The sequence below is a fragment of the Rhodococcus sp. OAS809 genome (assembly GCF_040546695.1).
Taxonomy (GTDB): domain Bacteria; phylum Actinomycetota; class Actinomycetes; order Mycobacteriales; family Mycobacteriaceae; genus Rhodococcus_F; species Rhodococcus_F qingshengii.
Genome location: NZ_JBEPOI010000002.1, coordinates 3,475,001 through 3,501,298, shown reverse-complemented (window position 1 = coordinate 3,501,298; position 26,298 = coordinate 3,475,001). Strand labels below are relative to the sequence as shown.

Genomic DNA, 26,298 nt, shown 5'->3' with positions numbered 1-26,298 from the left:
GTCGATCAGTTGAAGACTGGACGGGATTGGGGTACTGCGGTTTTGGGTGCAGCGAGGATCTTGGCCAGGCCCAGGAGAACCAGAAGTGCTCCGGCCCAACCGGCCGCGACGGCGGGTGTGGTGTGGAAGTTGTCGGTCAGGATCAGAAATGCGGGGACCGTGCACGTGGGCTGGCTCAGGAGGACCGCTGCCCAGCCGGTGAAGCGACTGAGATTCTCGCGGCCGAGCCCGAGTACCAGGAAGAACAGCGTCCACAGCGCTGCCCATGCGAGCCAGATGACCCCGAAGACGGGGTCGTTGCTCACTGTGAAAGAGAGGAAGGAGTACACGAGCGCGGCGCACGCGACGAACAGCGAGAACCACCCGATTCCTTCCGGCTCGAAGCCGGCGAGATTGCTGATGCCCACGTAGAGATAGGTGAATCCGAACAGATAGAGCCCTGAGGCCGCCAGGACGGCACTCGAATCTCCCTGAGCCTGAATCAACATGACGGTGGGGACGACGCATTGAAGTGCGCCGACGAAGAGGTTGAGGACCGAGGCGGATCGAACGGGAACTGTGCCGAGCAGCATCAGTCCGTTGACGAAGAGGACGGCTCCCACGTAAAGCAAACCAACACTGCCCATCGGGCACCTCCGGTTACTTCGGGACGGTTACTTCGGGACGGGTTACTTTCAAATGAAATGATTCCAAATGAAACTAAGTGATGCGCGCCACAGAAGTCAAGAGCGAGATCTCAGTGGGAAAATCTCAGAGCGTTGCGATGATCGAGAAGTCGAGTCCGTCGGCGACGGCGAGCTGAATCTTCTGTCGTGCAACACGATCACGAAACTCGACGGTTCCGCGAGGCCCGTCGTACGCGGCACCCTCGACGACGGCGTCCAGGTCACGCGGATGAGTGCTGTCGGCGCGCCGCACCAGGGCCGAAAGGGTATGTATCCCTTCGTAACACGATTCGGCGGCATTGTTCAGCGCCGGAGCGTGCGCGCCGTGCAGTGCGATGTAGCGCCCGAGAAGATCCATGGAGTTGCCGTCGACCATCGAACGGAAGTACGCGGCGGAGGCAAACAGGTTGCGGGTTGCCCTCGGCCCGCTCGCGAGCAGCATGTTCTCTTCCATCAACGGGCTGAACCGGATCATCGACTCGTCGAGGCCGCGGCGGGCGAAGGCGCGGTTGAAATCGACGGCGTCCTGGCCGACGAGGAGCATGATCACGCCGTCGCAACCGGAGTTCGAGACGGTCTCGACCAGTTGTTTCATGTTGCCGCGCCCCAGGTCGACAAACGAACCGCCGACAAGGCTGAGATCGAGTTCGGTGGCGAATTGCCTCACGGCTCCGAGAGAGCTGTGCGGCCAGATGTAGTCGTCCCCGACGACAAACCACTTACGCGCTCCGACGTTGTCGCGCAGCCACTTCAGCGCCGGCGCGATCTGCTGCCGTGGTGTTTCGCCGGAGCAGTAGATGCCGGACCTGACCTCGCCGCCCTCGTAGAGCGAGGTGTACGAGTACGGAATGCGGTCCGCGACCACGGGTGCAAGAGCGTGGCGGACAGAGGAGATGTGCCAACCGCTGACGGCGTCGATGTCGCCGGCGTCGAGTAGTTGTCCCACGCGGGCGGCGACGACGCTCGGCGAAGCGCCGCCGTCGATCACTTCGATCTGGACTTCGCGTCCCAGTACGCCACCGGAGTTGTTGAGGTCGCGGGCGGCCAACTCGCTGATTGCTTCGCAGGAGGGGCCGAACAGTCCGGCCGGCCCCTGAAGGGGAACCACCATGCCCAGGCGCCACACCGCGCTGCGCGCGCGTTCGAGCGCGCCGGTAGCGCTCATGCGTCGCCGCCGGAATCGGGAGTCAGCGGCCTGGCCTGGGTTACTATCATTTCATTTGAAAGTATTGCCCGAGAAGTGTGAACTGCGCAACAGCGGGGGAGCGATCAGTGGGAAAAAGTGACTCCGGAATTCTTGATGCGTCGCTGACGACTGCGCTGGTCCGAGCAGCTCGAATGGCCGCGGCAGCGGCGGAGAAGGCGCTGGCGGCAGAGAATCTCACTCTTGATCACTGGATGACGCTCGAAGCCCTGGCGTCGACCGAGGGGCTGACGATGGCTGAGCTGCGCGATCGAACGGGAACACCGGCTCCGACGCTGACGCGAGTTGCGGACAAGTTGGTCTCGCTCGCGCTCATCTACCGCGAAGTCGGGGAGGACGACCGTCGGAAGGTACGCGTGTTTCTCTCCTCTCGCGGAAAGTCCTTGCACAAGAGGGTTGCCGCAGACATCCGGGTAGCCGAGGAGTCCTGGCTGACGTCGAAAGAGGAAGTGAAGTTGCGAGAGGGGCTTCGCCCCTGTGTGCCTTTCCGGTAGTGGGGACTACCAAAAAGGCGCACAGGGGCCGAAGGCCCTACTTACCGCGGATGGCGTCGAATACCTTGGGGTCGACCAGGGTCGAGGTGTCTCCGAGGTCGCGGCCTTCGGCGACGTCGCGCAGGAGGCGGCGCATGATCTTGCCGGACCGGGTCTTCGGCAGTTCCGGCACGATCGTGATCTGACGCGGTTTGGCGATGGGGCTGATGTCGGTGGAGACCTGAGCCTTGAGTTCGGCGATGAGGACGTCGCCGGTGTTCTCGACGCCTTCACGGAGGATGACGAACGCGACGATGCCCTGTCCGGTGGTCTCGTCGGCGGCACCGACGACGGCGGCTTCGGCGACTCCGTGATGGTTCACCAGTGCTGATTCCACTTCGGAGGTGGAGATGCGGTGACCGGAGACGTTCATGACGTCGTCGACGCGGCCGAGGACCCAGAGTGCGCCGTCGTCGTCGTACTTGGCGCCGTCACCGGCGAAGTACCAGCCTTCTTCGGCGTAGCGGGACCAGTAGGTGTCGCGGTAGCGGTCCATGTCGCCCCAGATGCCGCGGAGCATCGCCGGCCACGGCTCGTCGAGGACGAGGTAGCCGTTGCCGCCGGGGCCGAGGGGCTTGGCGTCGTCGTCGACGATCTTGGCGGAGATACCGGGCAGTGGGGCCATCGCGGATCCGGGTTTGGTGGCGGTGATACCGGGGAGTGGGGAGATCATGATCGCGCCGGTCTCGGTCTGCCACCAGGTGTCGACGATGGGGGCTTTGTTGCCGCCGATGACCTCTCGGAACCAGCGCCACGCTTCGGGGTTGATGGGCTCGCCCACAGATCCGAGGAGGCGGATCGAGGACAGGTCATGGGCGTCGGGGATCTCGCGGCCCCACTTCATGAACGTCCGCACGAGGGTGGGTGCGGTGTAGTAGATGGAGACGCCGTACTTCTCGATGATGTCGAAGTGGCGGTGCTCGTTCGGGGAGTTGGGGGTGCCTTCGTAGACGACCTGGGTGACGCCGTTCGAGAGGGGTCCGTAGACGATGTAGGAGTGTCCGGTGACCCAGCCGATGTCGGCGGTGCACCAGTAGACGTCTTGTCCCGCTTTGTGATCGAAGACGTTGTGGTGGGTGTACGAGGCCTGGGTGAGGTAGCCGCCGGAGGTGTGGATGATGCCCTTGGGCTTTCCGGTGGTGCCGGAGGTGTAGAGAATGAACAGGGGATGTTCGGCGTCGAAGGCCTGCGCCTCGTGCTCGGGTGAAGCCTGTGCGACGGTTTCGTGCCACCACAGGTCGCGGCCGTCGGTCCAGTCGACGTCGATGCCGGTCCGGTTGACCACCAACACGTTCTGGACGGATTCGGCGCCGGCGACGGATTCGTCGACCGCTGTTTTGATGGGTGCTGCGGCGCCGCGTCGCCACTGGCCGTCGACGGTGACGACGAGCTTGGCTTGGGCGTCGTCGATGCGCGAGCGTAGGGCGGTGGCGGAGAATCCGGCGAAGACGACGGAGTGGGTCAGGCCGAGGCGGGCGCAGGCGAGCATGGTGACGATCGCTTCGGGGATCATCGGCATGTAGATCGCGACGCGATCACCGGCGACGAGGCCGAGGTCGGTGAAAGTATTTGCGGCGCGGCTGACTTCGGCGAGGAGGTCGTTGTAGGTCAGGTCGCGGGAATCGCCTGGTTCGCCTTCGAAGTGGATGGCGATGCGGTCGCCGTTGCCGGCGAGGACGTGGCGGTCGACGCAGTTGTAGGCGACGTTGAGTTTTCCGCCGACGAACCACTTGGCGACGGGGGCGTCGGTCCAGTCGAGGACGTCGGTCCATTTCTCGTGCCAGTGAAGGCGCTCAGCCTGATTCGCCCAGAAAGCGAGGCGGTCGGTATCTGCAGCAGCCTGCAACTCCGGTCCCGCGTTGGCGGCCGCAGCGAACTCTGCGCTCGGCGGATATGCCTGGGGGACGTCTGTTTCGGCTGCGCTTGTCATGGCTGACGGCCTTCTTTCCACTTTGATCGACACTTTTCTGACTCCGTGTGAGGGTAGTCACAAGCTCGCGTAAACGCACCGTTGCATCACGTTGCAACCCGTTGTCCTGCGACGATCGGTCGAATTGATGCGACGGGTGGTCGCTTCCGCCGACGAGTGAATGGGCGCGGACAGATTTCCCTTGGAATTGCGGACAATGGGTGCGATGCGCGCCCCGCGTCGGATGTGTCTATTGTCAAACCATTATTCGACCACAACTCGAAGTCACGTTCACTTTCAGTTGTAGGCGACACGACGCCGGCAGTTACGGCTGTCGGCAGGCCGCGAGCATGCTCGGGGTCACTTAGATGTGGAAGGAATTCCTTTGCGTATCTCACGCATAGCGACGGGCGCGGTCGCGCTCGGAATGACGGCAGTGCTGATCACGGCATGTTCGTCCGGCGATTCGTCGGGCGGATCGTCCAGTGGCGTCGTCAACGCCTGGGCGGGCGAGCCTCAGAACCCGTTGATCCCCACGAACACGAGTGAGAACATGGGCGGCCGCGTCCTCGACTCGCTGTTCTCCGGTCTCGTTTCGTACACCGCAGACGGCGGTACGGAGAACGAGGTTGCCGAGTCCATCGAGAGCACCGACGGTCAGAACTTCACCGTCAAGCTCAAGGACGGTTGGACCTTCACGGACGGCACCCCCGTCACCGCGAAGTCGTTCGTCGACGCGTGGAACTACGGCGCCCTCTCCACCAACGCTCAGCTTCAGGCATCGTTCTTCGATCCGATCAAGGGCTACGACGAAGTTGCCGCCGAGGTTCCGACGGCACAGACCATGTCGGGTCTGAAGGTTGTGGACGACTCCACCTTCACCATCGAACTCAAGCAGCCCGAGTCGGCGTTCCCCGATCGCCTCGGCTTCACGGCGTACTACCCGCTGCCCGAGGTCGCGTTCAAGGACATGACCGCCTTCGGTGAGAACCCGATCGGCAACGGCCCGTACAAGCTCGACGGAACCGGCGCGTGGCAGCACAACGTCCGCATCGACACCGTCGTGAACCCGGACTACAACGGCAACCGTAAGCCGAAGAACGCCGGCGTCGACTTCATCATGTACAACAGCCTCGACACGGCGTACACCGATCTCCTCGCCAACAACGTCGACGTTCTCGACCAGGTCCCGCCGAGCGCGGTCACGACCTTCGAGTCGGATCTTGCCGGTCGCACGGTCAACCAGCCGTCGGCAACCATCGAGACGTTCACGATCCCGGGGCGCCTGGCGCACTTCAGTGGTGAAGAGGGCATGCTCCGCCGTCAGGCGATCTCGATGGCGATCAACCGCGATCAGATCACGCAGCAGATCTTCAACAAGACCAGGACGCCTGCACTCGACTTCACCAGCCCCGCAATCGAGGGTTGGAACGACTCGCTGACCGGTAACGGCAACCTGAAGTTCGACCCCGAGGCAGCCAAGGCCGCTTGGGCCAAGGCCGACGCCATCGCTCCGTGGTCCGGCAGCTTCGAGATCGGATACAACTCCGACGGCGGACACCAGGAATGGGTCGACGCCACGGCGAACAGCATCCGCAACACGCTCGGCATCGACGCAAAGGGCAAGCAGTACGCCACCTTTGCGCAGATCCGCACCGAAGCCACCGACCGCACCATCCAGAGCGCGTTCCGCTCCGGCTGGCAGGGTGACTACCCGCAGCAGTACGGCTTCCTGGCGCAGAACTACCAGACCGGCGGCAGCTCCAACGACGGTGAGTACTCCAACCCCGAGTTCGACCGCCTCCTGCGCGAATCGGCCGGCCAGACGGACAAGGCGAAGGCTCAGGAACTGCTCGATCAGGCTCAGGAAGTGCTGCTCAAGGACCTGCCTGCAATTCCGACGTGGTACCGCAACGCAGCCAGTGGATGGTCGGAGAACGTTTCCAACGTGACCATCAGCTGGAACGGCATTCCGGTCTACGAAGACATCGAAAAGAACTGACGCGTAGAACGATCCGCATCTGAAACGTGAGTTCGGGGCGGCAGGCGCCCTGCCTGCCGTCCCGAACTCGTGTTGACACCGGACTGTCCGCTGACGTACACGATCATCGACAAGGAGGTGATCCGATGCTCTGGTACATCGGTCGCCGAGTGCTTCAAATGATCCCGGTCTTTCTCGGGGCCACTCTTCTGATCTACGCCATGGTCTTCCTGCTTCCCGGTGATCCGATTGCCGCGTTGGCGGGCGACAAGGCGCTCAGTCCGGCTGTGGCAGCACAGCTTCGGGAGCGCTACCACCTCGATCTCCCCTTCTATCAGCAGTACCTGCTGTACCTGAAGGGCATCTTCACGCTGGACTTCGGCACGTCGTTCTCCGGACGACCTGTCAGTGAAGTTCTGGCACAGGCATTTCCGATCACGATGAAACTTGCCTTCATGGCACTGATCGTCGAGACCGTCTTCGGTGTCGGCTTCGGCCTCATCGCAGGCCTGCGTAAGGGCGGATTCTTCGACAGCACCGTCCTGCTGTTCAGCCTCGTTCTCATCGCCATCCCGATCTTCGTGATCGGCTTCCTGGCTCAGTTCTTCATCGGCGTCAAATGGGGCATCGTCCCGCCGACGGTCGGTGGCAACACCAGCTTCAAGAATCTCCTGCTCCCCGCCCTGGTTCTGGGTTCGGTCTCGTTCGCCTACGTCCTGCGACTGACCCGAACGTCCGTGGCGGAGAACCTGAGTGCCGACTACGTGCGCACTGCCACCGCCAAGGGACTTTCCCGTGGACGAGTGGTTCGCGTGCACGTGTTGCGCAACTCGCTGATCCCCGTGGTCACGTTCCTGGGCGCCGACCTCGCAACGTTGATGGGCGGCGCCATCGTCACCGAGGGCATCTTCAACATCAACGGCGTCGGCGGCACGATCTACCAGGCCGTGACCAGAGGTGAAGCGCCGACGGTGGTTTCGTTCGTCACCATTCTCATCGTGATCTACCTGATCGCAAATCTGCTCGTCGACCTCTTGTACGCCGCGCTCGATCCGAGGATCCGCTATGTCTGAGACCGTGAAGACCGGACGCGCCGTCCGGCAAAGTCATTTCGTGGCACCGCCCGAAGTTGCGGCACCGGGGGAGACGGACGCCGTCAAACTCGATCAGGCGCCGACGAGCATGTGGACCGACGCGTGGCGCGACCTACGCAAGCGCCCCCTGTTCATCATCTCGACGATCATCATCCTCGCGGTCATCGTCATCGCAGCGTTTCCGAGCTTGTTCACGAGCACCGATCCGCGGTTCTGCGACCTGACCTACAGCATGCAGGGGCCGACCTCAGGGCACTGGTTCGGTTTCGACCGCCAGGGCTGTGACGTGTACTCGCGCACCATCTACGGTGCTCGCGCATCCGTACTCGTGGGCGTCGGTGTCACTGCGTCGGTGCTGGTGATCGGCGTGATCTTCGGTGCGCTGTCCGGTTTCTACGGCGGATGGACCGATTCGATCCTCTCCCGTGTCGCCGACATCTTCTTCGGCATCCCGCTGATCCTGGCTGCCATCGTCCTGATGCAGCTGTTCACCGATCGCACCATCTGGACCGTCGTCGGTGTGCTGGCGCTCTTCGGCTGGCCGCAGATGGCAAGAATCGCTCGAGGCGCGGTGATCTCGGCGAAGAACAACGATTACGTCATGGCCTCGGAAGCGTTGGGTGTCTCGAAGCTCAAGACACTGATCCGCCACGTCATCCCGAACTCGTTGGCGCCCATCATCGTGGTCGCCACCATCTCGCTCGGTACGTACATCGTTGCCGAGGCGACGCTGTCCTTCCTCGGTATCGGTCTTCCGTCCACCGAGGTTTCGTGGGGCGGCGACATCAGCAACGCTCAGGTGACGCTGCGTCAGGGTTCGACCATTCTGTTCTACCCGGCAACGGCTTTGGCGATCACCGTTCTCGGATTCATCATGATGGGTGACGCTCTGCGCGACGCCCTCGATCCCAAGTCGCGGAAGCGGTGAGCACGATGACCACCAAGGAAACTCTCACCTCGGAGGAAACTCCGTTGCTCGAGATTCGTGATCTCGAGGTGTCTTTCCAGTCCAATTCCGGTCCGGTTCCGGCAGTTCGAGGCGTCAGCCTGACCGTCTACCCGGGTCAGACGGTCGCGATCGTCGGCGAATCGGGTTCGGGTAAGTCCACCACCGCCCACTCGATCATCAATCTGCTTCCCGGCACCGGCAAGGTGACGGCAGGCGAGATCATCTTCGACGGCAAGGACATCTCGAAGGTCTCGGAGAAGGACTTCGTCCACATCCGGGGAAGCCAGATCGGTTTGGTTCCGCAGGACCCGATGTCGAATCTGAATCCCGTGTGGAAAGTGGGCTTCCAGATCGAGGAAGCACTGGCCGCCAACGGGATCGCCAAGGGCAAGGCAGCCAAGGTTCGGGCCGCCGAACTGCTCGAGGAGGCAGGACTCGCCGAAGCCGAGAGCCGGTTGGGGCAGTACCCGCACGAGTTCTCGGGCGGTATGCGTCAGCGCGCACTCATCGCGATCGGGTTGTCCGCTCGTCCGAAACTCCTGATCGCGGACGAGCCGACGTCGGCGCTCGACGTCACCGTCCAGCGTCAGATCCTCGACCACCTCGACGGTCTGACTACGGAACTCGGCACCGCCGTTCTGCTCATCACTCACGATCTTGGCCTGGCCGCCGAGCGCGCCGAGCATCTGATCGTGATGAGCAAGGGTCGTATCGTCGAATCCGGTCCGGCACTGGAGATTCTGAAGCGCCCGCAGCATCCGTACACGCAGAAGCTGGTCGCGGCTGCGCCGTCGTTGGCGTCGAAGCGGCTCAGCTCGTCGGTGGCGCGCGCCGAGATTCGCGAACAGGCGGAAGAGGTCGCCGAAGCGGTCAAGGCCGAGGAAAGTGCGGCAGAGTCGTTCGGCAAGGTGACCGACGACGTTCTTGTCGTCGATCATCTGACCAAGGTGTTCAAGCTGCGCAAGGGTTTCCGCAAGACCACCGACTTCACAGCCGTGAACGACGTGTCCTTCAAGGTCCGCCGCGGAACCACGACTGCAATCGTCGGCGAATCGGGTTCCGGTAAGTCGACGGTCGCACAGATGGTCCTCGGTCTGCTCGAGCCCACTGCAGGCAACGTGGTCTTCGACGGTCAGGACGTGTCGAAACTCGGTGCGAAGGAAACATTTGCGTTCCGTCGTCGAGTGCAGCCGATCTTCCAGAACCCTTACGGCACGCTCGACCCGATGTACTCGATCTACCGCACGATCGAAGAGCCGCTGCGTACCCACAAGGTCGGGACCAAAGCCGAACGGGAGGCTCGCGTCCGCGAACTTCTCGACAAGGTCGGTCTGCCCCAGTCGGTCATGCGACGGTTCCCGAACGAGCTCTCCGGCGGACAGCGTCAGCGCGTCGCAATTGCGCGAGCGTTGGCACTGCAACCGGAGGTCGTGATCTGCGACGAGGCGGTCTCCGCTCTCGACGTGCTCGTGCAGGATCAGATCTTGACCCTGCTCAACGACCTGCAGGCAGAGTTCGGGTTGACGTACCTCTTCATCACGCACGACCTGGCCGTGGTTCGTCAGATCGCGGACAACGTGTTGGTGATGTCGCGTGGCTCGATCGTCGAATCGGCACCGATCGACGACGTGTTCGGTAATCCGCAACAGGACTACACCCGCAAGTTGCTCGACGCGATTCCCGGTGGGTCCATCAAGCTGGGAAGCTGACGCAACAGGTAGGTAGGCAAGTCCGCAGAGGGGCTGCAAGGGTACCGTCGTTGATCGTGACGGACCCCTTGCAGCCCCTCGTCGATCTTCCAGGCGTACGCGCCGCCGCCGATCATGCGCGCGATGCTCTGGGTGAGGTTCATCGGCACAAGACCAACCGTCGCGGTTGGCCCACCACTGCCGCCGAAGCCGCGGTTCGTGCCGCGCGCGCTTCCGCATCGCTCGCCGGTGGCACCACCGAATTGCCGACCGAGGGCATGGCCGGTGATCCGATTCTCGCGGGTGCTCTGCGCGTGGCTCAGGCTCTCGACGGCGACAGCCTTCCGCTCATGGAGTCGACGTGGAAGCGCGCCCCACTTCAGGCTCTGGCCCGGCTGCACCTGTTGGCCGCGGCGGATCTCGTCGAGGACGCAGATCAACTGGGGCGGCCACGGTCGGATCGCGGAGTGGGGGAGCGGTTGGACGCTCTCGCCCAACTCGTTACAGGCGGAACCAGTGCACCGGCACCTGTTCTGGCGGCCGTCGTACACGGAGAACTCTTGGCGCTGAGCCCGTTCGGCACCGCTGACGGCATCGTCGCCCGCGCGGCCTCGCGTCTGGTTGCGGTCTCGTCGGGACTGGATCCGCACAATCTCGGGGTCCCCGAGGTCAGTTGGCTTCGGCGGCCACAGGCGTATACGGACGGCGCGGCAGGATTCGCTTCGGGAAATCCGGCGGGCGTCGGCAGCTGGGTGATTCTGTGCTGTGGTGCTCTCGAAGCCGGTGCGCGAGAGGCGACTTCGATTGCCGACGCCGCTACCGGATAGTCCGGCAAATTGCGCCTGTCGGAACATAACGAACGGGCGGCGCTGCCGATAAATCGACTTCGCCGCCCGTCAGCACGGACTACTCGTTACCAAGCGTGCTCGGTGGGTTGTGTGGGTGGCCTCGGCGAGGGATCGCGCTTTCTGAGGTCGTCCCCGCAACCTGTGCGGGGTCCTCGCTCAAATTGAACGAATCTCGCAGGCCCACAACGCTTCTGCCCTTATAGTGGCTTGTGCTCCGCGTGGGTGCCCTAGTGCCCGTGCTAGGAATTTCGGTTGGGGAAACGGTCCTTCTCTTCCGAGCCGTTCCTGGCCTTCCGTTCTTCCGTAACTCCTTTGTACCCTGTGTCCGGGCTCACAGCAAGTACCAATTTTTGTTTGTGGGCCTTGGATTTCAGCGTTTCCGGCGCAGTAGCCCGAAGGTCATGGCGCCGGCCACCAGAGCTGCGATTCCCACCGCAGCGGTAGTGGCCACCGTGGTCGTGGACTGGGCCGACAATCGGGCACGAAGTGAGACCGGATTCGAGAAAGTCAGTATGGGCCAACCGTTTACGGCTGCTTCCTTGCGCAACGCTCGATCGGGGTTGACTGCGGTCGGATGTCCGACAGCCTCGAGCATGGGTAAATCCGTCACCGAGTCGGAGTAGGCGTAACTGGCGGCGAGGTCGTAACCGTACTCCGCGGCGAGTTTTTCCATGGCTTCGACCTTGCCGGGGCCGTAGCAGTAGAAGTCCACCTCGCCGGTGTAGTGGCCGTCTTCCTCCCTCATCGACGTCGCGACGGAATGGGTGGCGCCGAGGGCGCGGGCGATCGGTGCGACGATCTCTTCACCCGAAGCAGACACGACGATGACGTCGTGTCCACGCAGCTTGTGATCTGCGATCAGATCGGCCGCCTCGGCGAAGACGAGTGGATCGACGATGTCGTGCAGAGTCTCCGCGACGACGGCCTTCACCTGTTCCACGTCCCAGCCCGCACACATCGCCGTCAGATGCTCGCGCATGCGCTCCATCTGATCGTGATCGGCGCCGGACAGTAGAAACAGGAATTGCGCATAGCTGCTCTTGAGAACCGAGCGTCGATTGATCAGACCCTGTGCGAAGAATGGCTTGCTGAACGCCAGGGTGCTCGACTTCGCGATGATCGTTTTGTCCAAATCGAAGAAAGCGGCTGTCCGCCCGGTATTCAGTCCGTTCGCAGGCTTGTCGGTCACAGGATTGAGGATAGTCCGACAGGCGGTTCGTGTGCTCTTCGGCAAGCGTCCTCTTTCGGCGAAAAACAGCAGTTCAGTGCAGCTCAGGCTTGCATTTCTCGCCGATGGCGGGTGTAAGATCGTTGCTGTTCGATTCGTTCGAACTAGTTCAGCCCGACCCCCCGGGGCTGAACTCAGACGGCCCCCGCCTCCTCCCCCCATTGGCGGGGGTCGTCCTCTGTCTCAGGCCTGTTTCTCCCCAACCTCCCAGTTGTCCACAGGGTTGTTCGGCCCACTGTTTTCGGTGCCGGTGCTCGTTCAGGCTCTGCAGTCATGAACACGACGATCAGCTCTCAGGAAACCGGGGCTCCCATTCTGGTTCTCGTCGACGACGCGAAAATCCTCGCTAGCGTGCGACGCGTCGCTGCCGCGGTGGACCGCCGGCTGGACGAGGCCGAACATCCCGTGTCCCGGCAACAGTGGAACCGGGCCTCGGCGGTGGTACTGGACGCGTCGGCGGCGCGAGATGCTCTGGCTCGTTCCCCCAAGCGAACGCGAGTGTTCCTCGTATGCGACGGCACACCGACCGTCGACGATTGGAAGAGCGCCACCGCGATCGGAGCCGACAGCGTTCTGTCCTTGCCCGAGGAAGAGAACGCGCTGGTCGCAGTTCTGGCCGATCACGTAGACGTCAGTGGTGACGGCACCGTCGTGAGCGTGGTGGGTGGTTGTGGCGGCGGCGGAGCCTCGGCAACTGCTGCGGCTGTCGCGTTGACGTCGGCGGCACGTCACGTCCCGACGCTGTTGGTGGACGTCGACGCACTCGGTTCCGGCGCCGACGTGCTGTTGGGTATCGAGACTGCTCCCGGATTACGTTGGGGTGCACTGACCGTCGAGGGCGGGCGGTTGTCCCCGGATGCGCTGCGCGATGCACTGCCGGCGAAGGGAAAGTTTCTGAGGGTTCTGGCGAGCAGTCGCCGGGAGATCGACGGTCCGACAGTGACCGCCGTTCGCGCCGTGCTGGACGCAGGTCGCAGTTCCGGCGGACTCGTGGTCTGCGACGTGCCACGTCATCCCAGCGAGGTAGGTCAGGCCGTGTTGGAGATGTCGGATTCGGTGCTCGTGGTGGTTCCGGCCACCGTGGCCGCATGCGTCGCGGCCGAGAAGGTCGGAGCCTGGGTGGTGCGACACAACTCCAACGTCGGTCTCGTCGTGCGTGGGCCGGCACCGGGAGGCCTACGCGGCGCCGATGTGGCAGACATGCTCGGCCTGCCCCTGACGGCCGTGATGCGCGGCCACCGATCGCTGGCGCCGATGCTCGAGCGTGGTGGCCTCGAATTGACCCGCGGTTGTCCGTTGAGTGTGGCGGCAACAGCGGTACTCGACGCCGTCGAATCCGGCGCACGCCCGCGCAGGGCTGCCGCATGAGTGCGTTGGTCACGGCCGAACTGCTCGACCGAGTTCGCGAGCGATTGACGGCGTCGTCGGTCGGCGAGCCGACGGCGGCCACCGTTGCCGATGCCGTGCGAGCTGAGTCCTCGGGCGTTCTGGCGGACACGGATCTGTTGGAGGTCGTCAGGGTGCTCCAGACGGAACTGACAGGCGCGGGGCCGCTCGAACCTCTACTGCACGAACCCGGGGTCGCCGATGTACTGGTGACCGCGCCGGATCAGGTCTGGGTGGACCGCGGGGTCGGCCTCGAAAGGTCGGGGGTCCGGTTCACCGACGAGGCAGCCGTGCGTCGACTGGCGCAGCGGTTGGCACTGTCGGCAGGTCGACGCCTCGACGACGCCCAACCGTGGGTCGACGGCCGCCTGCGGGGCGTCGGCGACGGGCACTTCGGGGTACGACTTCATGCCGTACTCGCACCCGTGGCCCAGGGTGGAACCTGCGTGTCACTGCGAGTGTTGCGGCCCGCGACCCAGGGTCTCGACGCGCTGTCCGCCCACGGCGCCGTGGAACCGGACGCGCGCGAACTCCTCAATCGCATCATTTCTTGTCGCTTGGCTTTTCTGGTGATCGGCGGAACTGGCGCGGGAAAGACCACGTTGTTGTCCGCGATGCTCGGTGCCGTCGACCCGCGCGAGCGAATCGTCTGCGTCGAGGACGCGGCCGAACTGGCGCCGCCGCATCCGCACGTCGTCCGCCTCGTCGCCAGAGCTCCCAACGTCGAGGGAGTCGGAGAGGTGACGGTGCGCGATCTGGTTCGGCAGGCACTACGAATGCGTCCCGATCGCATCGTCGTCGGTGAGGTCCGCGGCGCAGAGGTGACGGATCTGCTCACGGCGATGAACACCGGCCACGACGGCGGCGCCGGCACCGTTCACGCCAATTCGCCAGAAGAGGTGCCGGCCAGACTCGAGGCGTTGGCGGCGCTCGGCGGGATGGATCGCCACGCGTTGCACAGTCAACTTGCCGCGGCAGTTCAAGTGATCCTGCACGTGCACAGATTGGCTGACGGATCGAGGCGTCTCGAACAGATCGGTGTCATCGACCGCGGTGCGGACGGGTATGTACGAATCATGCAGGCGTGGCCGGACGGCGGTTCGGGTCGTGAGCGGCTCGAGCGGATGTTCCGGCTTCGCAATCGGGAGGTCGGGACGTGACGGTTTCCCTCTTGGCCTTCGCGTTGGCGGTCTCGATTGCGCCGGTGCGGGATTCACGTGCTCGGCTCGCTACCTACACCCCGAGTGTCCGCAAGCCCTCCCAGCAGATTCCGTGGCAGTTCGTCGCCGCATTTCTCGCGATTTCGGCCGCGTGGATCCTCGGAGGTCTTCCGGCAGGGTGCGCGGCTGTCGTCCTCGCCGGGACCCTGATCCTCCGTGGCCGACGCGCGAATGCAGCCGAAACCCGGGACCTCTCACAGAAGATGCTGCTCTCCGGTCTGGAGGTGCTGATCGCCGAGCTGAGCGTCGGCGCGCATCCTGCAGCGGCCAGTTCTGTTGCAGGCGAGGAATGTACCGGAGAAGTGAGTGCCGTATTCCGGTCCGCTGGGGCCAGGGCGCGTCTCGGTGGTTCTGCCGCAGCGGCCTTCGCGGTACCGGATTCGTGCATCGAGCGTGAGTTCTCCCGCATCGGATCCGTCTGGCGGGTCGCAGACCAACACGGGCTGGCGCTGGCGGAACTACTCGGCGCCGTCCGGACGGACATGTTGGGACGTAGACGCTTTCGTCAGCGTACCGAGGCCGGGTTGGCGGGCGCTCGGGCGACCGCGGCGGTGTTGGCCTTTCTCCCGCTGTTGGGGATCGGTCTCGGGCAATTGATGGGTGCGTCGCCGCTGCGCGTGCTGTTCGGAGGTGGGCTCGGCGGCGTGCTCCTGGTGATCGGAACCGCTTGTGTCTCAGCTGGTCTGCTCTGGACCGACCGGATAACTGCGAAGGTCACGTCGTGAGTTGGGCATCCGTGGCGATGATGGCGTTGGCGTTCGCGATCATTCCCGCTCGTCGCGGTGCTTCGGCCAGGGCGGCAGAAATTCTCTTCGCGGACACAACAACAGAAGATTCGGTTCCAGTCCCGGACAAGCCGGATCCACTCGCAGTTGCCGCAAGTCTCGACCTTCTCGGGGCCTGCCTACGAGCGGGGCTTCCCGTCTCCGCCGCGATCACAGCGATGGCGTCGACGGCACCGAAACCGATGGCCGACTCGCTTCGTCGCGTCGCCGACCTTCTGGCGCTCGGTGCCGATCCCGACGCCGCGTGGGGCGAAGCCGCTCTCGATCCCGATACCGAGGCGCTCGCCAGAATGGCTCGGCGTTCCGCCCGTTCGGGTTCGTCGCTGTCCTCATCCATGGCCGAACTCGCCGAGCGCAGTCGAGGTGACGCCGAGGATCTTGCTGCTGCTGCAGCCGAACGCGCGGGAGTGCTGATCAGCGGTCCACTCGGGCTGTGTTTCCTGCCGGCGTTCATCGCCTTGGGCATCGTCCCGGTGGTGATCGGGCTTGCCACGACTGTGCTCGGTAACGGCCTGCTGTGAGCCGGATCCGAGTGAAAGCTCCTGCGGCAGAAGTGCTGCCACAGGTTTCGATTGAAGGGGGAGAAATGATTTCGAAGACGTTGAGGACGGTGTCGGCCAGATTTGCGCTGTTGGTTGCCGAGGACGACGGCATGTCCACCGCGGAGTATGCGATCGGCACGATTGCGGCTGCCGCATTCGGTGCCGTCCTGTACACGGTTGTCACTGGCGACTCCATTGTCTCGGCGCTGACAGGCATCATCGACAAGGCGCTCAAGACAGCTGTGTGATGTTGTCCACGAGAGGTATTCGGCAAGCCGACGACGGCGCCGTGACGGTGGAGGCCGCGATTGCTCTGGCTTCGATCGTCACGGTGGTCGTGCTGTGTGTCGGTGGAGTCCTGGCGGTGTCGATGCAGGTTCGGTGTGTCGACGCCGCTCGTGAGGCCGCGCGGTTGGTGGCACGTGGTGATCGTGAGTCTGCGGTCACCACGGCCCGCCGGATCGCACCCGAAGATGCGTCGATCTCGGTGGAGATCGTCGACGGCTTTGCGGTGGCCGTTGTCAGCGCCGAGAGTGCGTTGCTGCCGTTGGTCGACATTTCTTCCGAGGCGGTGGCAGCTGTGGAGTCGGGAGTGGAGGAGGAGTGAACCTACGTGACGACGAAGGTGTTGCCACGGTTCTGGCGTGCTGCGTTCTGGCGGCGATCGTGATGTTGACCGGTGGGATGCTGCATGTCGGTTCCGCAGTGGTGGCTCGGCACACGGCTCAGTCGGCCGCTGATCTTTCGGCTCTCGGCGGTGCGGGCGCCTTGGACGGCGGTGACGAGTCGGCGTGTGAGATGTCCGCGGTGATCGCGGAGCGGATGCGTACGGTGCTCGCGGAGTGCGAGGTGCAGGGGTGGGATGTATTGGTCGAGATACGCGCACCGGTGTTGTTGTCGGGCTTCGGGATCGGGGATGCGCAGGCTTACGCGCGTGCGGGTCCGGTCAGCTGATGGTGTCGATGACGGCGGTCAGAACCTTGACCGCGCCGTCTTTGTCGAGTGGGTCGTTTCCGTTGCCGCACTTGGGTGAATAGACGCAGGACGGGCAACCGTGAGCGCATTCGCAGGACAGTATGGCGTCGCGCGTCGCGGTGAGCCATCGGGACAGTTCGCTGTGCCCTCGGTCGGCGAACCCGGCGCCGCCGGCATGACCGTCGTAGACGAAGACGGTCGGGAGTCCGGTGTCCGCGTGCATCGCGGTGGACACTCCGCCGATGTCTCCGCGGTCGCAGATCGCCACCAGTGGCAGCAGGCCGATTGCGGCATGTTCGGCGGCATGCAGTGATCCGGGGAACCGTTCGGGCGGGACCCCGATGGATTCGAGGAGTTCCGGCGTGACCGTGTACATCACTGCCCTGGTGGGCAAAGTGTGTGCGGGCATGTCGAGTTCGATCGAGTCGAGGACTTCACCCGAAGTCAACCGTCGTAGGTATCCGACGACTTGATGTGTCACCTCGACCTGGACGAGAGCGACGGCGATGTCGCCGTAGTTCTTGTGCTCGAGTTGTTCGGTGATCGTGATTTCGGTGGTCTCGCGGGCCGAGGTGGTCCAGTCCGGATTCTCGGTGTGTACCAATGCGAGTCCGACGTCGAGGTCCAGTTCGTCGACGACGTAGGTCTCGCCTTGATGGATGTGCACGGCGCCGGGATGAACTGTGGCCGGAGCGCGGCCCGCGTCGACAGTGCCCAGCATCCGGCCGGATTCCCCGTCGACAATGGCCACCTGAGTTCCGATGCCGCCGCGAATGTCCAAAGAGCCGTGGGGGTTCGAATCGGCGGTGACGAACCATCCGTGCTTTCGGCGCCGGATCCTGCCTTCCTCGGACAGTCTCGTCAGAACCTCGAGAGCCCCGAACGCGTCCACCTCGGCATCGGAAAGTGGGAGTTCCATTGCAGCGCAGAGAAGTTGTGGTCCCAGGACGTACGGATTTCCGGGATCTGTCACCGTCGCCTCGACGGGTTTGTCGAGTACCGCTGACGGATGGTGAACGAGGTAGGTGTCGAGTGGATCGTCGCGGGCGATCAACACGACGAGTGAACCCTCGCCGCGTCGCCCGGAGCGACCGGCCTGCTGCCAGAACGAGGCAACGGTCCCCGGGAAGCCTGCCACGACAACGGCGTCGAGGCCTGCGATGTCGACGCCGAGCTCCAGCGCGTTGGTGGTGGCTGCGCCCAGCAGCGTGCCGTCGGCGAGCGCAGCTTCCAGTTCGCGACGGTCCTCGGCCAGATATCCGGCGCGATACGACGCGACTCGCTCGGCGAGGTCCGGGTCCACCTCGGCGAGTAGACGTTTGGTGGCCATCGCGGTCAGCTCGGCGCCGCGGCGGGAGCGGACGAAGGTGAGAGTGCGGGCGCCTTCGATCATGAGGTCGGCCATGATCCGCGCGGCTTCCGCGCCCGCGGGACGTCGTACCGGGCTACCGTTTTCGCCGGTCAATGCCTCCAGTAGCGGTGGTTCCCACAGGGCGACGGTGCGTGGGCCGTGCGGCGATCCGTCTTCCGTGACCTCGGTGCAGTGTGCGCCTATGAGCCGCGAGGCCGCCGCGCCGGGATCTGCTGTGGTCGCGCTGGCCAGGATGAAGGTGGGTTCGGCGCCGTAACGGGCTGCAATTCTGCGTAATCGCCGGATCACGAGCGCGACGTTGGATCCGAAGACTCCCCTGTAGGAGTGGCATTCGTCGATGATCACGTATTTCAGGTTGCGGAAGAAGTGTGCCCATCGCTGATGGGTTCTGAGCAGAGAAATGTGGATCATGTCGGGGTTGGTGAAGAGCCAGCGTGAGTTCTCACGTGCCCAAGTGCGGAGTTCCTGCGAGGTGTCGCCGTCGTACGCACTGGCGTTCGTGCTGCGAAGTTCGACGTCGAAGTCGGTGAGGGACAGCACTGCTCGCAGTTGATCCGAGCCCAGCGCTTTGGTGGGGGAGAGGTACAGGGCAGTTGCGAGCGGATCGGTCGCCATGGCCGTCAGCACCGGGAGTTGGTACGCCAGTGACTTACCCGACGCCGTACCGGTGGCCACGACCACGTGTTTTCCCTCGTGAGCGAGGTCGGCGGCCTCACTCTGGTGGATCCACGGGGACCGCACGCTGTGCTCGGCGAGCGCACGTACGACGCTGGGGTGCACCCACTCCGGCCATTCGGTGAACTCGGCTACGCGAGCAGGTAACTGCGCGGTGAACATCAGTGGTTTTTCGCTTCCACTGACCCCGGCGACGACCCGATCGAGCAGCATCTGCCCGTAGGTCTCGCCAGGCTTCCCTCCCGGGGCGGGGATCGGGGAAGGTGCGTTCACGTGACTCTCCGGGCTCGGCGTTGGGGTGTGGCGGCAATCGGAAACTGTCGCTACCTGCAGTTTTGATGATACGCAACGGTCGGCGGTCTTGGTGGAACCGGGTGCTCGGCGCGCGCGCGGGAAACCACGATCGTGGGCTGTTTTTCTCGTAGCGAACTTTTAACGTTTTTAGTTCCCTTTTCGACTGTTGTGCACGCGGAGAACATGGTTGACTGACAATCGGTCGCAGCTTCTGTGTTCGTAGGCTTGAGAAAGTGCACGCTCGCAGGATCGTTGTTGCGGGCGCGGTGCTCTGCCTTTCCTGAGGGGGAAATAAAGACGTACAGCGGTCGGAACCGGCCCGGTGGACTGTAAGGGCTGTTCACCGAATCCGGTGTTAGAAAGAGAAGGAAAAGCATGGCACAGGGCACTGTGAAGTGGTTCAACGCTGAAAAGGGCTTCGGCTTCATCGCTCCCGAAGACGGTTCCGCAGACGTCTTCGTTCACTACTCCGAAATTCAGGGCAACGGCTTCCGTACCCTCGAGGAGAACCAGCGTGTGGAGTTCGAGGTCGGCCAGGGCACCAAGGGTCCCCAGGCTACCGGCGTTCGCGCGGTCTGATTTTTCCGCTCACTCGCTGAGCGAATAGTTCGGACAGTATTTGTCCCCCATCGCATCCGTGCGGTGGGGGACAAATCTTTTCGGGCTGAGTTAGTACTTTCCCTGTCCGAGGTGAATGCACGCAGCTGTTCGGCCACGGCCGGTCGTCTATGCCGTCGATACCTTCGTGGCTTACGTTTCACTCTGTGAGCCAACTGTCCTTTTTCTCTGCCGAGTCGATTCCACCTGCCGTGACGGACCTTGCCGGAATGCTGGCCGGACCGGGGCAGGTCGTGACCTCGGAGGATCGCGCGCGGATCTCGATCGTCGTGGATCGGGACTGGAGAGCACAGGCCGTTGCCGAGTTGATCGCGCAGTGCGGACTCGGGGCCGAGGTGACGCGTAGCGAAGAAGGCAGCCCACTCGTCCGAACTCAGTCGACGCCCGCACTCCTTCCGCTGTCCGTGCAGTGGACCAAGGGAGCTGTGAAGGCGGTGCCGGTCGGTTGGGTACCGAACTCCCGCCAACTCCGGGTGTGGGCCGTCGCGGCCGGCAGGCTCGAAGAAGGCGGCGAGCGATTCGTGTTCGGCCTCGACCCTCATGCCAAGGAGACGCACGCACCGCTGGCTCAGGCCTTGATGCGGGTTGGTATCGCGCCGACTCAACTGGGTAACCGGACACCGGGCCCGGGGCTCCGTGTGTCGGGAAAGAAGAGACTGACAAAGCTCGTCGAATACCTCGGTGAGGCGCCGAAACACGTCGACACCTCTGTCGCCTGGCCACACGTCTGACAGTGCTCATGCCGCGTGTCCGACGGAGCCCATACTGTACTGATCTGCACGAATGTCTTGCGGGTATGTCACTCTGTAAAGAGAGACACGGGGTATAACTTGCTCCACACGTCTAGTTCTGAAGATCTGCCGACGGCAGTGAACGTCCAAAGGAAGGCTCGGGCAGCAGGTGGCTAAAGCGGACAACGGCAGCGGTCAGGGAGCGTCCGGTAACCCTCGTCGCCTCGTGATCGTCGAGTCACCGACCAAGGCGCGCAAAATCGCTCCCTACCTCGGTAAGGACTACGTCGTCGAGGCATCGGTCGGTCACATTCGCGACCTCCCGCGCGGCGCAGCAGACGTTCCGGCCAAGTACAAGGGCGAGTCCTGGGCCCGTCTCGGCGTCAACGTCGATCACGACTTCGAGCCGCTCTATGTCGTGAGCCCGGAAAAGAAGGGCAAGGTCGCCGAACTCAAGTCTCTGTTAAAGGACGCCGACGAGCTCTTCCTCGCAACTGACCCCGACCGCGAGGGCGAGGCAATCGCCTGGCATCTCCTCGAGACTCTCAAGCCCAAGATTCCGGTTCGTCGAATGGTCTTCCACGAGATCACCGAGCCGGCAATCCGTGCTGCCGCCGAAGACACCCGCGAACTCGACACCGACCTCGTCGATGCTCAGGAAACCCGCCGCATCCTCGACCGTCTCTACGGTTACGAGGTCAGCCCGGTTCTCTGGAAGAAGGTCATGCCGAAGCTCTCGGCCGGCCGCGTCCAGTCGGTGGCCACTCGCGTCATCGTCCAGCGTGAACGCGAGCGGATGGCGTTCAAGTCGGCGTCGTACTGGGATATTTCCGCGACGCTCGACGCCGGTGCAGAGGCCAGCCCGCGTAGTTTCGGTGCGCGCCTGGTCTCCGTCGACGGTTCGCGTGTCGCCTCCGGTCGCGATTTCGGAGCTGACGGAAAGCTCAAGGGCAGCGCGGTCACCGTGCTCGACGAGGCGTACGCGCGTCGTCTCGCGGAAGCGTTGCAGGGCGTCGACCTCACGGTTTCCTCCGCCGAGGACAAGCCGTACACGCGCAAGCCTTACCCGCCGTTCATGACGTCGACGCTCCAGCAGGAAGCCGGACGCAAACTTCGTTTCACGTCCGAGCGTGCAATGCGCATCGCACAGCGTCTGTACGAAAACGGCTACATCACCTACATGCGTACCGACTCGACGACTCTCTCGGAGTCGGCGATCGCTGCCGCTCGTGCGCAGGCCACCGAGTTGTACGGTCCGGAATACGTGCATCCGACGCCGCGTCAGTACACCCGCAAGGTCAAGAACGCGCAGGAAGCCCACGAGGCGATCCGCCCCGCCGGCGACGTGTTCCAGACCCCGGGTCAGCTGCACTCCAAGCTCGATTCCGACGAGTTCAAGCTGTACGAACTGATCTGGCAGCGGACCGTCGCTTCGCAGATGGCCGACGCCCGCGGTACGACGTTGACGCTTCGCATCTCCGGCACGGCAGGCACCGGCGAGGACTGCACGTTCTCCGCTTCGGGTCGCACCATCGTGTTCGCCGGCTTCCTCAAGGCTTACGTCGAAAGTGTCGACGAAGAAGCCGGCGGTCAGTCCGACGACGCCGAATCCAGGCTTCCGGTACTGGTCAAGGGCCAGGAAGTCACGGCCACCAAGCTCGATCCGGACGGGCACAGCACCAACCCGCCCGCTCGCTACACAGAAGCCAGCCTGATCAAGACGCTCGAAGAACTCGGCATCGGCCGTCCTTCGACCTACTCGTCGATCATCAAGACCATCCTCGATCGCGGATACGTCTACAAACGTGGCAGCGCGCTGGTTCCGTCCTGGGTGGCGTTTGCCGTCATCGGACTGCTCGAGGTGCACTTCGGCCGGCTGGTCGACTTCGACTTCACGGCAGGAATGGAAGACGATCTCGACGCGATCGCCGGCGGCCGTGAGCAGCGCGGCAACTGGCTGAGCAGCTTCTACTTCGGCGGCGAGACAGGCGCCGAAGGTTCGGTCGCCCGCGAGGGCGGGCTGAAGAAGATGGTCGGAGTCAACCTGGAGGAGATCGACGCTCGCGAGGTCAACTCCATTCGTCTCTTCGACGACGCCGAGGGCCGCGAGGTTCATGTGCGCGTCGGCCGGTTCGGGCCGTATCTCGAGCGCATGGTTCAGAATCCGGACGATCCCGAAGGCGATCTGATCTCGCAGCGGGCAAATCTTCCCGATGACCTGCCACCGGACGAGCTCACTCCCGAGTACGCCGAGAAGTTGTTCTCGACACCTCAAGAGGGCCGCAAGCTGGGCGTCGACCCACTGACGGGCCACGAGATCGTCGCGAAGGAAGGCCGCTTCGGTCCCTACGTGACCGAGATCCTGCCCGAACCGCCGGCCGAGCCGGAACCGGACATCGTTCCCGTCACCGCTCCCGAGCCGGAAGAAATCAGTTCGGGCAGCACCAAGACTGCGGTGAAGAAGGCCGCTGCCAAGAAGGCGCCTGCGAAGAAGGCTGCCAAGAAGGTCGCGGGCCCGAAGCCTCGGACCGGATCGCTGCTCAAGTCCATGGATTTGGCGACGATCACCTTGGAAGATGCGCTGCGTCTGCTGTCGCTTCCGCGCGTCGTGGGTGTCGACCCCGAATCGAAGGAAGAGATCACCGCGCAGAACGGCCGTTACGGTCCGTACCTGAAGAAGGGCACGGACTCACGCTCGCTCGCCAACGAAGAGCAGATGTTCACCGTCACGCTCGACGAGGCGCTCAAGATCTACGCCGAGCCGAAGCGTCGTGGGCGTCAGGCGTCTGCAACGCCTCCGTTGCGTGAGTTGGGCGTCGATCCGGTCAGCGAGAAGCCGATGGTGATCAAGGACGGCCGTTTCGGTCCGTACGTCACCGACGGCGAGACCAACGCCAGCCTTCGCAAGGACGACGACGTCGAATCCATTTCCGATGCTCGTGCATCGGAGTTGCTGGCTGATCGTCGTGCGCGCGGCCCGGTCAAGAAGAAGGCAGCGGCCAAGAAGGCTCCGGCAAAGAAGGCCGCTGCCAAGAAAACAGCCGCAAAGAAGGCCCCGGCAAAGAAGGCCGCCGCCAAGAAGGCTCCGGCGAAGAAGGACTCGTAAGGCTTCGTCGGTGCCGACGGTTAGGGTTTTTGCATGAGTACTGAAGTGGCCGAACGAGGTGTGTTCGGTCGGCTGGTGGGTCAGCACGACGTCGAGCAGAGCCTGCGTGATGCTGCACTGTCGGCTCGTGGCGATTCCAGCGGCTCGGAGATGACCCACGCGTGGCTCTTCACCGGGCCACCCGGCTCAGGTCGTTCGGTGGCTGCTCTCTGCTTCGCCGCTGCCCTGCAGTGCACCTCCGACGGTGCACCAGGGTGCGGTGAGTGTCATGCGTGTACGACGACGATGGGTGGAACCCACGGTGACGTACGACGGATCATCCCCGACGGCCTGAGCATCAGCGTCAAAGGCATGCGCGAGATAGTCAACATCGCTTCGCGTCGACCGACGACGGGGCGGTGGCAGGTGATCGTGGTCGAGGATGCCGATCGTTTGACCGAAGGCGCAGCCAACGCCCTCCTGAAGGTTGTCGAGGAGCCGCCGGACCGCACGGTCATCCTGCTCTGCGCGCCGACGACCGATCCGGAAGACATGTCTGTCACCCTCCGATCGCGGTGTAGGCACATGCCGTTGGTGACGCCGTCCGTCGAATCGATCGCCCAGGTACTGATCGACCGCGACGGGCTGGATCCGGAACGGGCGAGAATCGCCGCATCGATCAGCGGCGGACATGTCGGCCGGGCTCGGCGTCTCGCCACCGACGAGAGCGCGCGCGACGAGCGTCAGCGTTCGCTTCGACTAGCCGCCGACGCGATCGGGGCTTCGACGGCGTACAAGGCCGCAGAGAACTTGGTGAAGTCGATCGAGGCTGACACCAAGGCGTTCTACGCCGAACTCAAGGAACAGGAGCTCGAGGAGCTCAAGGTTTCCTTGGGTGGTGGTGGAACCGGCAAGGGAACAGCCGGGACTCTGCGCGGATCGGCTGGTCTGATCAAGGACCTCGAAGCGCGTCAGAAATCGCGCGACACCCGGGCCCGCCGCGATCTTCTCGACCGGACGCTGATCGACCTGGCCGGCATGTACCGGGACGCGCTTTCCTATTCGCTGGGGTCGACGTCGACGGCGACCCATCCCGACATGGCTCGGCAGGCCGCCGAGTTGGCTGCACGAACGTCCCCGGAGGGGTTGCTCAAATGCATCGAAGCGGTGCTCGAATGCCGCGAGGCCGTCGACTTCAACGTCAAGTTGCAGTGGGCGCTCGATGCGATGGTTGCCTCCATCGGAGCCGCTTTCCGACCCCCGTTTTCGCGATCCGGGGGTTGACCAGATAGACTCGCCACCGCCGAAAGGCACGCTGCCTTAGCTCAGTCGGTAGAGCATTTCACTCGTAATGAAAAGGTCGAGAGTTCGATTCTCTCAGGCAGCTCAGCCAAGAGCCCCACACCCGGAAATCCGGATGTGGGGCTCTTCTCGTTAGTTCCCAATTCTTGCGTATGTGCGGTTTATCCTGAGTTCGGCGAACACGTGCCTGAACAGGGGAGACCTCGATGTCGGATCAGAACTGGGGACCAGGCCAACCATCGCAGAATCAGCCGCCGTACGGGCAGATGCCGCCGATGCCGCCGCAGGGTTATCAGCCGCCGACGCCCGCCTATCCGTACGCAAGCTGGATCTCGCGGGTGTTCGCGTCAATCCTCGACGGCTTTGTCGTTCCGCTCCCGGGCGTCATCCTCGCGATCATCGGGGCGGTGATCGCGTTCTCCGGATCCGAAGTGACCACATACGACGACGGCAGCGTGAGCGCTGAAGGCGGCAATCCGGTCGGCGTGATCCTCATGGTCGTCGGCATACTGGCGATCTTCTTGATCGAGGTATGGAACCTCGTCTTCAGACAAGGGAACACCGGACAGACGCTCGGCAAGAAGTGGCTGGGAATTTCGGTGATTCGGGAGTCCGACGGTGTACCGCTCGGCCCGGTGATGGCGCTGCTTCGTTGGATCATGATGGCGATCCTGGGTGGGGCATGCTTCCTCAACTATCTCTGGCCGCTCTGGGACTCGAAGCACCAGTGCTGGCACGACATGGTGGTCCGGTCGGTAGTCGTTCGCGCCCGCTAGTCGCGGCCGGGGTCTCTTACAGTGGGTGCCATGGAGTTGGAAGCGGTCACAAGTCGACGACGCTCGCTGGCCGCACCCGTCGGTGTTGCTGCAGTGGCCGTGACGGCCGCCGCGGTACTCCACTTCCGTGATCCCCACAGCGCGGGTAGTTACGGCGTTTGTCCGATGTACGCGTTGACGGGATTGTGGTGTCCGGCGTGTGGTGGCCTTCGTGCGGTCAATGACCTGACTAATCTGGATATTGGCGCCGCAGTGTCCAGCAATGCCTTGATCGTGCCGTTTATCGCGGTGTTGGTGATCGCGTGGATCGGTTGGACAGTGCGCAGTTGGAAAGGCACGCGGGATCGCATGATCGTGCTTCGGCCGACTGTGACGATCGTGGTGCTCGGAGTTCTCGTTGCATTTACGGTTGTTCGAAACACCCCGTGGGGGAGCTGG

Annotated in this window: 24 protein-coding genes and 1 tRNA gene (1 of these 25 running past the window's edge); 20 read left to right on the top strand and 5 right to left on the bottom strand. The window is 63.6% G+C overall.

The features are described from left to right. Positions 1–5 precede the first annotated feature (5 nt). Together ABIE52_RS19385 and ABIE52_RS19380 are read right to left on the bottom strand one after the other, a co-directional pair. Entirely contained in the window at positions 6–626 is a 621-nt protein-coding gene (locus tag ABIE52_RS19385) for an AmiS/UreI family transporter (protein ID WP_003946099.1), read from the bottom strand. A gap of 124 nt (positions 627–750) precedes the next feature. Then, a complete protein-coding gene (locus ABIE52_RS19380) occupies positions 751–1,830 on the bottom strand; it encodes a substrate-binding domain-containing protein (RefSeq protein ID WP_058227138.1) in 1,080 nt (359 codons plus the stop codon). Positions 1,831–1,937: 107 nt separating this feature from the next. Here ABIE52_RS19380 and ABIE52_RS19375 point away from each other — a divergent pair, with 107 nt between their 5' ends. Next, complete coding sequence (locus ABIE52_RS19375) at positions 1,938–2,363, top strand: MarR family transcriptional regulator (RefSeq protein WP_042446697.1); 426 nt, start codon at positions 1,938–1,940, stop codon at positions 2,361–2,363. Positions 2,364–2,400: 37 nt separating this feature from the next. Here the strand turns inward: ABIE52_RS19375 and acs are convergent, their stop codons facing one another. After that, the gene (gene acs, locus ABIE52_RS19370; RefSeq protein ID WP_050655293.1) at positions 2,401–4,332 is read right to left on the bottom strand and encodes an acetate--CoA ligase; all 1,932 of its coding nucleotides are present in this window, start codon (positions 4,330–4,332) and stop codon (positions 2,401–2,403) included. Between the two features lie 364 nt (positions 4,333–4,696). Here acs and ABIE52_RS19365 point away from each other — a divergent pair, with 364 nt between their 5' ends. The 5 genes from ABIE52_RS19365 to ABIE52_RS19345 all read left to right on the top strand — a co-directional run bounded on the left by ABIE52_RS19365 (position 4,697) and on the right by ABIE52_RS19345 (position 10,850). After that, entirely contained in the window at positions 4,697–6,313 is a 1,617-nt protein-coding gene (locus ABIE52_RS19365; protein ID WP_192712909.1) for a peptide ABC transporter substrate-binding protein, read from the top strand. Between the two features lie 125 nt (positions 6,314–6,438). Further along, positions 6,439–7,365: an ABC transporter permease gene (locus ABIE52_RS19360; protein ID WP_003946101.1), complete on the top strand. Its 927-nt coding sequence runs from the start codon at positions 6,439–6,441 to the stop codon at positions 7,363–7,365. After that, entirely contained in the window at positions 7,358–8,314 is a 957-nt protein-coding gene (locus ABIE52_RS19355; RefSeq protein WP_019746638.1) for an ABC transporter permease, read from the top strand. Before ABIE52_RS19360 ends, ABIE52_RS19355 begins: the two co-directional genes overlap by 8 nt. A 5-nt stretch (positions 8,315–8,319) precedes the next feature. After that, positions 8,320–10,044, top strand: coding sequence for a dipeptide ABC transporter ATP-binding protein (locus tag ABIE52_RS19350; protein WP_087503825.1), 1,725 nt, complete (start codon positions 8,320–8,322; stop codon positions 10,042–10,044). Positions 10,045–10,100: 56 nt separating this feature from the next. Then, the gene (locus ABIE52_RS19345) at positions 10,101–10,850 is read left to right on the top strand and encodes a Fic family protein (RefSeq protein WP_003946100.1); all 750 of its coding nucleotides are present in this window, start codon (positions 10,101–10,103) and stop codon (positions 10,848–10,850) included. Between the two features lie 391 nt (positions 10,851–11,241). Here ABIE52_RS19345 and ABIE52_RS19340 read toward each other — a convergent pair whose 3' ends face one another. Next, positions 11,242–12,060: an HAD-IB family hydrolase gene (locus ABIE52_RS19340; RefSeq protein WP_003946123.1), complete on the bottom strand. Its 819-nt coding sequence runs from the start codon at positions 12,058–12,060 to the stop codon at positions 11,242–11,244. Between the two features lie 312 nt (positions 12,061–12,372). Between ABIE52_RS19340 and ssd the strand changes: the two genes are divergently transcribed. From ssd to ABIE52_RS19305, 7 genes are all read left to right on the top strand, one after another. Beyond that, the gene (gene ssd, locus ABIE52_RS19335) at positions 12,373–13,467 is read left to right on the top strand and encodes a septum site-determining protein Ssd (protein ID WP_003946126.1); all 1,095 of its coding nucleotides are present in this window, start codon (positions 12,373–12,375) and stop codon (positions 13,465–13,467) included. Further along, entirely contained in the window at positions 13,464–14,645 is a 1,182-nt protein-coding gene (locus tag ABIE52_RS19330) for a TadA family conjugal transfer-associated ATPase (RefSeq protein WP_042446712.1), read from the top strand. The genes ssd and ABIE52_RS19330 overlap by 4 nt, the downstream gene beginning before the upstream one ends. Then, positions 14,642–15,430, top strand: a complete 789-nt coding sequence (locus ABIE52_RS19325) for a type II secretion system F family protein (protein WP_050655292.1) — start codon at positions 14,642–14,644, stop codon at positions 15,428–15,430. The genes ABIE52_RS19330 and ABIE52_RS19325 overlap by 4 nt, the downstream gene beginning before the upstream one ends. After that, complete coding sequence (locus ABIE52_RS19320; RefSeq protein WP_050655291.1) at positions 15,427–16,011, top strand: type II secretion system F family protein; 585 nt, start codon at positions 15,427–15,429, stop codon at positions 16,009–16,011. Before ABIE52_RS19325 ends, ABIE52_RS19320 begins: the two co-directional genes overlap by 4 nt. A gap of 65 nt (positions 16,012–16,076) precedes the next feature. Beyond that, complete coding sequence (locus ABIE52_RS19315) at positions 16,077–16,280, top strand: DUF4244 domain-containing protein (protein WP_007732448.1); 204 nt, start codon at positions 16,077–16,079, stop codon at positions 16,278–16,280. Beyond that, positions 16,280–16,639, top strand: a complete 360-nt coding sequence (locus ABIE52_RS19310) for a TadE family type IV pilus minor pilin (RefSeq protein ID WP_050655290.1) — start codon at positions 16,280–16,282, stop codon at positions 16,637–16,639. The genes ABIE52_RS19315 and ABIE52_RS19310 overlap by 1 nt, the downstream gene beginning before the upstream one ends. After that, entirely contained in the window at positions 16,636–16,986 is a 351-nt protein-coding gene (locus ABIE52_RS19305) for an Rv3654c family TadE-like protein (protein WP_050655289.1), read from the top strand. Before ABIE52_RS19310 ends, ABIE52_RS19305 begins: the two co-directional genes overlap by 4 nt. Here the strand turns inward: ABIE52_RS19305 and ABIE52_RS19300 are convergent. Then, entirely contained in the window at positions 16,979–19,267 is a 2,289-nt protein-coding gene (locus tag ABIE52_RS19300; protein ID WP_192712915.1) for a DEAD/DEAH box helicase, read from the bottom strand. The two genes, ABIE52_RS19305 and ABIE52_RS19300, sit on opposite strands and share 8 nt — an antisense overlap. Before the next feature lie 456 nt (positions 19,268–19,723). Between ABIE52_RS19300 and cspE the strand changes: the two genes are divergently transcribed. From cspE to ABIE52_RS19265, 7 genes are all read left to right on the top strand, one after another. After that, entirely contained in the window at positions 19,724–19,927 is a 204-nt protein-coding gene (cspE, locus tag ABIE52_RS19295) for a transcription antiterminator/RNA stability regulator CspE (RefSeq protein ID WP_003946117.1), read from the top strand. Positions 19,928–20,112: 185 nt separating this feature from the next. Further along, complete coding sequence (locus tag ABIE52_RS19290) at positions 20,113–20,697, top strand: hypothetical protein (protein WP_003946106.1); 585 nt, start codon at positions 20,113–20,115, stop codon at positions 20,695–20,697. Positions 20,698–20,866: 169 nt separating this feature from the next. After that, complete coding sequence (gene topA / locus ABIE52_RS19285; protein ID WP_003946104.1) at positions 20,867–23,803, top strand: type I DNA topoisomerase; 2,937 nt, start codon at positions 20,867–20,869, stop codon at positions 23,801–23,803. A 33-nt stretch (positions 23,804–23,836) separates the two neighbouring features. Beyond that, positions 23,837–25,066 carry a DNA polymerase III subunit delta' gene (locus ABIE52_RS19280; protein ID WP_019746652.1) on the top strand — a complete coding sequence of 410 codons (1,230 nt, stop codon included), beginning with the start codon at positions 23,837–23,839 and terminating at the stop codon, positions 25,064–25,066. A 30-nt stretch (positions 25,067–25,096) separates the two neighbouring features. After that, positions 25,097–25,169, top strand: a tRNA-Thr gene (locus ABIE52_RS19275). A 121-nt stretch (positions 25,170–25,290) separates the two neighbouring features. Continuing rightward, complete coding sequence (locus tag ABIE52_RS19270) at positions 25,291–25,860, top strand: RDD family protein (protein ID WP_064443039.1); 570 nt, start codon at positions 25,291–25,293, stop codon at positions 25,858–25,860. Between the two features lie 30 nt (positions 25,861–25,890). Further along, positions 25,891–26,298: the 5' portion of a DUF2752 domain-containing protein gene (locus ABIE52_RS19265; protein WP_192712910.1), read on the top strand. It continues 15 nt past the right edge of the window; only the first 408 of its 423 coding nucleotides appear in the window; it begins with the start codon at positions 25,891–25,893; its stop codon lies off the right edge, out of view.